The sequence below is a fragment of the Corynebacterium pilbarense genome, assembly GCF_026930265.1.
Classification (GTDB): Bacteria; Actinomycetota; Actinomycetes; order Mycobacteriales; family Mycobacteriaceae; genus Corynebacterium; species Corynebacterium pilbarense.
In genome coordinates, this window is record NZ_JANRML010000009.1 from 87,076 (window position 1) to 93,933 (window position 6,858).

Consider the following 6,858-nt stretch of genomic DNA (forward strand, 5'->3'; position numbering starts at 1 on the left):
TGGGCGGTCGCAAATAGTTGGTATTTCCCATGATTTGCGGATTTTCAACGCGCTATTAGCCTTATCCGCATGTCTCAGGCCGAAAATCCGCTCCTCCGCAGCCACCTCGCCCCGCCAGAGCGAACGCTTATCGACATCCTCACGGCCACCGCCGCCGACTACCCGGATGCCGCCGCGATCGACGACGGCGGCGCCAACTCCGCCAACGACGGCGTGCTCACCTACGCCGAACTCGTCGACGAAATCGAGCGCCGCGCCACGGAGATGCGCAAGATGGGCGTGCCTGATGGGGGTCGCGTGGGGGTGCGGATGACGTCGGGAAGCAGGGAGCTCTACCTTGCAATCCTGTCCACGATGCGCGCGGGCTGCGCGTACGTGCCGGTGGACGCGGACGACCCGGACGAGCGCGCGGAGACCGTTTTTGGCGAAGCGGACGTGGACGCGATCTGGACCGACGACGGCCTGCGGGTGCTCAAGCCTGCGCAGCCGACCCCGTTGGGCGAGGTCACTCCGGACCACGACTGCTGGATCATCTTCACGTCCGGCTCCACAGGTAAACCGAAGGGTGTGGCGGTGACGCACCGCTCCGCGGCCGCGTTCGTGGATGCGGAGGCACGCCTGTTCTGCCAGGACAACCCGCTCGGCCCTGACGACCGCGTACTGGCCGGACTGTCCGTGGCCTTCGACGCGTCCTGCGAGGAGATGTGGCTGGCCTGGGGCCACGGCGCGTGCCTGGTGCCGGCGCCCCGCGCGCTGGTGCGCTCGGGCCAGGACTTGGGCCCGTGGCTGATCCGCCGCGACATCACCGTCGTGTCCACCGTGCCGACGCTGGCCGGACTGTGGCCGAAGGAGGCGCTGGACAACATCCGCCTGCTCATCGTGGGCGGCGAGGCCTGCTCGCAGGAGCTGACCGACCGCCTGGCGGAGGGGCGCGAAATGTGGAACACCTACGGCCCCACCGAGGCGACCGTGGTGGCCAGCGCGAAGCAGCTGTTCCCGGGCGAGGCCGTGACCATCGGTTGGCCGCTCGACGGCTGGGATTTGGCCGTGGCCGACGACGGTGAGCTGATCATCGGCGGCGTGGGCCTGGCCCGCTACCTGGATCCGGAGAAGGACGCGGAGAAGTACGCTCCGATGGGCGACTGGGAGCGCGCTTACCGCACCGGAGACCACGTCAAACTCACGGATAACGGCCTGGCGTTCATCGGCCGCGCCGACGACCAGGTCAAGATCGGCGGACGCCGCATTGAGCTGGGCGAGGTCGAGGCCAACGTCGCCGCCCTCGACGGCGTGTACAACTCTGCCGTCGCGGTGCAGGAGCTGCCGTCGGGCGACAAGGTGCTGGTGGGCTACGTCTCCCCCAACGAGGGCACCGAGCTGGACGTGCCGCACATGCGCGAACGCCTCGCCGAAGCTATGCCGGCGGCGCTGGTGCCGCGCCTGCACGTCATGGACGAGCTGCCCATCCGCACCTCCGGCAAGGTGGACAAGAAGGCCTTGCCGTGGCCGCTGCCCGCGAGCGTGGACGCGGTTGGTCTGAGCGAGACCGAGACGTGGGTGGCCGAGCAGTGGGTCGAGGTCCTCGGCCTGGACGTGCCGGGCCGCGACGCAGACTTCTTCGAGCTCGGCGGCTCCTCACTCGCGGCCGCTGCGCTGATCACGCGCCTGCGCGAGCGTGTGCCCACCATCGCGGTGCGCGACCTCTACGACCACCCCAGGTTGGAAACGCTTGCCTCGCTTATCGACGAGCTCACGCTGTCCAACCGCACCGCCAAGCGCGAACGCGAGGTAGAGCCGGTCGGCGCCGGCACCCGCGTGGCGCAGACCTTGGCGCTGATCCCGGTGATGACGTTGAAGGCCGCCACGGCCGTGACGTGGGTGGCTATCGCGGCGAACCTGCTGGGCTTGACCGAGCTGAGCTGGTCCTGGCTGGCCGCCGCGTTCGTGGTGCTGTGCACCCCGTTCGGGCGCATCCCGATTGGCGCGCTGGGTGCCCGCATCATCCGCGGCCGCATCAAGCCCGGCGTGTACAAGCGCGGCGGTGCGCGGCACGTGCGCCTGTGGGCGGCCGAGCGCTGGCTGGCGGCCTCCGGCGCGCTGAATATTTCCAGCGCCAACGCCGCGAAGATCACCGCCCGCATGCTGGGCGCGAAGATCGGCAAGGGCGTGGACATGCACGCCTTTGCACCGGTGACGGGCCTGCTTTCCATCGGCGAGGGCTCCGCCATCGAGCCGGAGGTGGACCTATCGGGTGTGTGGCTTGATGGCGACGAGTTCCACGTCGGCGAGGTGCGCATCGGTGCGGAAGCGCGCGTCGGTGCGCGTTCCACGCTCATGCCCGGCACCGAGATCCGCAACGGCGCGCATGTGGAGCCGGGCTCCACAGTCACCGGCCGCAAACCCGTGAAGAAGCGCTCGCGCTGGGCGGGCTCGCCCGCGCGCAAGGTGGGCCGCTCCAAGCACCGCTTCCCCGACGAGCGCCCGCCGCGCCGCCCAATGTGGGCGCTGGGCTACGGCCTGACGTCGCTGTTCCTCGCGCTGCTGCCGGCTACTGCCGGTGTCGCCGGCGCCGCCGCGACGGTGGGGCTGGCACACATTGCGCACACCTCGTCGGTGTGGGGCCTGCTCGTGTTCGCCCCAGTCGGCGGACTCGTCTACATCGGTTGCGGTTTGCTGTTGACGTGGCTGGCCGTGAGGGTGGCGTCGATAGGCGTAAAGCCCGGCGTGTTCCCGGTGCGCAGCGTGCACGGCTGGGCGCTGTGGACCGTGACCAGGCTTATGGACGACGCCCGCACCCGCTACTTCCCCATCTACGCAGGCCTGGCCACCCCGGTGTGGCTGCGGTCGCTGGGCGCGCAGATCGGCGAGCGCGCCGAGGTGTCCACCGCCGTGATGGTGCCGAAGCTGACCGAGGTGCGCGACGGGGCATTCCTTGCCGACGACACGATGGTCGGCACCTACGAACTCGGCGACGGCTGGATCCGCACCGACCACACCGTGGTGGGCAAACGCTCCTTCGTGGGCAACTCCGGCATGGTCGCGCCCGGCCGCAAGCTGGCGAAACAGTCGCTGGTGGCGGTGCTGTCAGCGTCGCCGAAGAAATCCAAGGCGGGCTCGAACTGGTGGGGCTCGCCGCCGGAGCGCATGCGCCGCGTCGAGGTGGAGGCCGCCGGCGAGGCGACCTACAAGCCGTCCGCGTCGCTGATGCGCAAGCGCGGGTTTGTGGAGACGCTGCGCCTGCTCGCGCCCATGACGCAAGCCGTGCTGGCGGCGGTGTTCGCCGCTTTTGTGGTGACGCTTCTGGAGCGCTTCGGCTTCTGGACGTACCTCCTCGGCGGCCTGGTGTGGATGGCCGTGGGCGTGCTGGCCGTGCTGTCCGCCGTGGTGGCGAAGTGGGTGTTGGTTGGGCGGCATAAGGCTGCCGAGCACCCGCTGTACTCCTGGTTTGTCTGGCTCAACGAGCTGCAGGACCAGTTCGTCGAGGTCGTGGCCGCGCCGTGGTTCTTCAACTGGGCCTCCGGTTCCGGCGAGATGAACCTGGCGCTGCGCGCGCTGGGCGTGCGCGTGGGCCGCGGCGCGTGGATCGAATCCTACTGGTTCCCGGAGACGGACCTGTGCGTGGTGGGCCGCGGCGCGTCGGTCGGCCCGGGCACGGTGGTGCAGACGCACCTGTTCCAGGACCGCGTGATGTCCCTGGACACGGTCTCGATCCAGGACTCGGCGACGCTGGCCGCCCACTCGGTGTCCCTGCCGGGGTCCGCGATCGGCACCGGCGCGACGGTCGGCCCGGGCTCGCTGGTCATGCGTGGCGACGAGGTGCCGGCCATGACCGTGTGGCAGGGCAATCCCGTGGAGCCACAGTAGGGGTTTACGGCGCGGTTTCGTCCGCGGTCACCGCTCCCGGGATTCAGCTCGCGAAACTGAACGGTTTGCCGAACGGACTTTCTCCATCGAACAACTTCTGAAGTTTCGTCGTCGTAGCTGGCTCGTCCAGAATCTGCTGCACTTGGCGAAAGTCCTCTTCGGAGAGGAAAATCTGCTTCTCTTCCATCGCTGCCTCCTGTGTATGACAGTTTGTACACGTTCCATGGCCGGTCATGGTCCTTGGCTGTGCGGAGGTTGCCTTCCCCCAGACATACTTTCCTATCCCGGAACGGCGCAGGCGTCCTTTCAAGGTTAAAAGCAAACCTCGAACGCCTGCTTGTTGGGTAAAACCACTGCAGCGGAGGTTCCTCCTGCTCCTCAAACCATTCCAGTTTCGATCCCGCGAATCGGTCGGAGTACGTCATCTCAGCTGCAGCTCTAATTAATCGATCCCAATCGGTGTCTCCAGTCGATTGTGGAGCAGAGTGCGCGAGCAAAAACTCTTCGTCTTCAGGTATATCTCGGATGTCAGAGACCACCCGTTTGAGCACACGAACCGCGAAAGACGGGTCGTTCTCGGTCTGAATTTCGTTGCGCAACCAGTCCGCGAATTTGGGATACGAATAGTGCCGTTCCACAACCACACCTCCTTCCACCGAGGTCAATCAACCTAATGAGCAACAGATTACTTGGTTGGGCAAGCGACGGCCCCGCCTTGCGACGAATCGCAAAGCGGGGCCGACGATCTCAGAGCGCTTCGGCGCTATAGAGCCTTAGACCGTCTCGCGGCGGCTGAAGGCGTAGCCCGCAGCGCCCACGATGGACAGGATCAGCAGCGCCACCAGGCCGGCGGGCAGTTCTGCCACACCGGTGGAGGCGTTCATGCCGCGCTCGCCGTTCGCTGCGGCGGCGTTGCCGGTTCCGTTCGCCGCGGTGCCAGCGTTGCCAGCGCCTGCGTTGCCGGTGCCCGGGACGCCGCCGTTGGCCTCGACCTGCTGGGCGATCTCATCGCCGTGGTCCTTCTTCACCTGCTCGGACTCGGCCTTCTCCTCCGGGGAGGCCGGCTGGTCGACGCGGTTCGGGTCCTTGACCAGGTCGCCGTCCTTGTTCACGAAGTACTGCACACCGGCGATGATCAGGCCCAGGCCGGCGAGTGCACCCAGGGAGCCGAGCACGATCGCGGCAGTGTTGTCCTTGGTAGTCGGCGTGGCGGTGGCAGTGGCGGTACCGGTCGCGGTCTCCGTCGCAGTTGCCGTCGCGGTGCCGGTGGCGGTGCCCTCAGTGCCCGCGGCAGCGCCCGAGTCGCCCGCCGTTGCCGTTGCCGTTTCCGTGGCCGTCGCGGTAGCAGTGGCGGTTTCGGTCTCGGTCGCAGCCTGCTCATTGGAACCCAGGGAGTTCGACGAGGCCGGCTCCGAGCCCTCCGGGGCGCCCGGAAGCAGCTGGTCGTTCGGGTTTTCCGGGGCGTTGCCGGTCACCTGCGCGGCACCGTCGCCGGTGCCGTCGCCGAAGAGGCTCGCGTCCGCATCGTTCGGGCTGTCGGTGGCCTGCTGCACGCCGTTGTCGAGCTTCGGCGCGTTGCTCTCCTGAGCACCCGCAGTCGGGATTACGCCAGCACCAAGTGCGGCGGCGGTCGTCAGTGCGATTGCAGTCTTGTTCAAACGCATTGTCTGCTCCTTCACTTTCGGTTGTTTATCCCACCCACCTAATGCATCGGCCAGGTGGCGCGGTTACGTTACAACCGGACCCTCCACGCACCCTGTCAGTTCGATACGAAATACACGCACAATGGGTGCCGCGAGCTATCCCCGGGGGATGGCTGGGGCGGGTTCGGCGGAGCCGTCGATAGGCCCGGCGACACCTGCAAACTGCCAGCCCACAACCGCATTTCGCACCGACTGCTGGTAGAACGGCGGCTGGATGCAACTGATTGTCAGCAACCTGCCAGGGGTGGGGCCGTCACCCCAGATGGAGGTATCGGTGCTTAGTGACGCTTTCACCGGGTCGTGGAAGTCCGTCGCCGTGTACTTCAGCCACGCCTCGCCGGAGGCCTCGGTGCGCAGGTACAGCACGTCGCCGGCGCGGACGGTGTGGTGGTCGGCGGAGCCGTCGTAAAGCTTGTCGAAGACTGCCTCCACCCCGGAACCCGTATGCCCCGCGATGACCACAATGTCCTCGGCCTGCGAGCCCGGCAACGCATACGGACGGTCCGGGGAGGTGTACGCGCAGGCGAGGTCGAGCGTCGCCGGGTCGATGGTGCCGTCGTGCGCGCGGCAATCGTTCGGCTCGAAGCCGGCGACCAGGCCAATTGCGGGAATGTACATCTCCAGCGGGCGACTGTCCGCGATGTACGGCGCCTCCTGCTGCGGCGCCGGCGCGGGGGCCTCGGCGGCGGGCGGCTCGGGCGCGGGTTCGTCGGCCGGCTGGTCGTTGCCGGTCCACCACAGGTAGACGAGGGCCAGCAGCGTGACGACGACCAAAGGTCCAATCACGGACCTGCCGCGCCGTGACGCGTGGGAATGGCGAGCCGCCATGACAGGCCTCCTTCCCGGTTCGGTGTGGGTGCGATCGTAGTGCGCGCGGTGAGAGGCCGGAAACCTAGGGCGGTTGTGTTCTTTTTATCGCCCAAGTGGCATCTCGGTCTGGAGCAGCGGTGGTACCGGGATGACCCCCTGGGGCCGTAAACGTCTCATCTCTTGCAGCGCCTCACCCCAATGCGTCTGATCAAGGGGCATCCAATTCTCAACCGCGGACAGGTACGAGCTGGAGAGGATCTTGTTTACCCCAGCGCGTTCAGACTTTGTCAGCTCTCGTTTCGCCTCAGTTCTATCCGCGCACGCGAGTAAGGCGAGCGCATCTTGGACATGGCGCTCCCGGTTCGCATCGGGGAGCCGAAGGGCATGGCCCTTCATCGCAAGGGCGGAGGGTGTCCGATTCTTTGTGTGCGGGGGCTTGGTTTACAAGTAGTCCGCGAATCGGTCGGGGTAAGCCACGGCT

At 67.2% G+C, this 6,858-nt stretch carries 4 protein-coding genes; 1 reads left to right on the top strand and 3 read right to left on the bottom strand.

Annotation, left to right across the window (positions count from 1 at the left end; all coding sequences use genetic code 11):
• Window positions 1–69 precede the first annotated feature (69 nt).
• Complete coding sequence (locus NUW87_RS08100) at window positions 70–3,864, top strand: Pls/PosA family non-ribosomal peptide synthetase (protein WP_269027991.1); 3,795 nt, start codon at window positions 70–72, stop codon at window positions 3,862–3,864.
• Window positions 3,865–3,907: 43 nt separating this feature from the next.
• On the opposite strand, the gene NUW87_RS08105 is transcribed toward NUW87_RS08100, so the two are convergent.
• The 3 genes from NUW87_RS08105 to NUW87_RS08115 all read right to left on the bottom strand — a co-directional run bounded on the left by NUW87_RS08105 (window position 3,908) and on the right by NUW87_RS08115 (window position 6,395).
• Entirely contained in the window at window positions 3,908–4,051 is a 144-nt protein-coding gene (locus NUW87_RS08105; RefSeq protein ID WP_181889097.1) for a type II toxin-antitoxin system TacA family antitoxin, read from the bottom strand.
• Between the two features lie 586 nt (window positions 4,052–4,637).
• A complete protein-coding gene (locus NUW87_RS08110) occupies window positions 4,638–5,528 on the bottom strand; it encodes a hypothetical protein (RefSeq protein ID WP_269027992.1) in 891 nt (296 codons plus the stop codon).
• Between the two features lie 135 nt (window positions 5,529–5,663).
• Window positions 5,664–6,395 carry a hypothetical protein gene (locus NUW87_RS08115; protein WP_269027993.1) on the bottom strand — a complete coding sequence of 244 codons (732 nt, stop codon included), beginning with the start codon at window positions 6,393–6,395 and terminating at the stop codon, window positions 5,664–5,666.
• Window positions 6,396–6,858: the final 463 nt, after the last annotated feature.

Coding starts and splice junctions, on each gene's coding strand:
- NUW87_RS08100 (WP_269027991.1), top strand. CDS start 70: ATGTCTCAGGCCGAAAATCCGCTCCTCCGCAGCCACCTCGCCCCGCCA.
- NUW87_RS08105 (WP_181889097.1), bottom strand. CDS start 4,051: ATGGAAGAGAAGCAGATTTTCCTCTCCGAAGAGGACTTTCGCCAAGTG.
- NUW87_RS08115 (WP_269027993.1), bottom strand. CDS start 6,395: ATGGCGGCTCGCCATTCCCACGCGTCACGGCGCGGCAGGTCCGTGATT.
- NUW87_RS08110 (WP_269027992.1), bottom strand. CDS start 5,528: ATGCGTTTGAACAAGACTGCAATCGCACTGACGACCGCCGCCGCACTT.